At 57.1% G+C, this 902-nt stretch carries 1 protein-coding gene and 1 pseudogene; one reads left to right on the top strand and one right to left on the bottom strand.

Features of this window, described 5'->3' with window-relative positions:
• Nucleotides 1-275, bottom strand: a 275-nt coding sequence (locus QRD02_RS14295; protein WP_290255640.1) for a hypothetical protein, incomplete at its 3' end; no start/stop codon positions are given.
• Between QRD02_RS14295 and QRD02_RS14300 the strand changes: the two are divergent.
• Nucleotides 238-902, top strand: a pseudogene (locus QRD02_RS14300) (HYR domain-containing protein); the annotation flags it as partial. The gene QRD02_RS14295 and the pseudogene QRD02_RS14300 sit on opposite strands and share 38 nt — an antisense overlap.

Below are 902 nucleotides of genomic sequence, written 5' to 3' on the forward strand. Positions count from 1 at the left end.
ACGTGTGCAGACATAGGTGAAAATATTGTAGAAGTTACTGTTACGGATGACAGCGGTAATGTTTCTACATGTTTCGCTACCGTAAACGTTATTGACAACACCGCACCGGTTATCACCTGTGGCCCTGCGGGCAACGTAACTTCCGTGACCGAGGATTTCGCGGGCACCTCGCTACCTGCGGGATGGTCCACAGAGATCAACCAAGGATCGTGGGACTGGACGTTCGGTTCCGGCGCTATGCCGACCGGTGGTGATTTCCCTACCAACGCGGCCATCTTTGATGATGACGCTGCGGGCAGCGGACAGGTGAACAACGCCTCGCTCATTTCCCCGGCGTACGACATAAGCGGTGCCACCACGGCATCACTTTCCTTCGACTATGCAATGCAGGAATTTATCGGTGACGGTACCCTTACCGTTGAGGTCTATGACGGAGCCGCCTGGCAGCAGATATTGTTCGTGGAAAATAGCACCCCGCCAACCAACTCCGGCAGCCTTGACATGGTTGCCTACCTGAACCCGGACTTCCAGGTTCGCTTTACCTATGATGATGAGGGAGCCTGGGGCTGGGGCGCCGGTATCGACAATTTTGCCCTTACCTATGAGACCACCCCTACGGGTAATGTGGTAGAGATCGAATTGGGCCCGGACGGCACCACCCAGGTTGACCCATACAGCCTGCTCTCCAACATAGAGGAGGCCTGCGGCATCAGCACCATAGCGGTGGACGTGCCAACGGTAAGCTGTGCGGACATAGGCACCAACATTATGATCACCGTGTTCGTGAGCGACGCGAGCGGCAACATTGCCTCCTGCACCGCCGAGGTGAGCGTGGTTGACAGGCTGGCTCCCGAGCTTACCTGCCCTGCGGACCAGACCGTGGATCCAGGAGCCGGCAACCT

The sequence above is a fragment of the Aequorivita aurantiaca genome (assembly GCF_030410135.1).
GTDB classification, from domain to species: domain Bacteria; phylum Bacteroidota; class Bacteroidia; order Flavobacteriales; family Flavobacteriaceae; genus Aequorivita; species Aequorivita aurantiaca.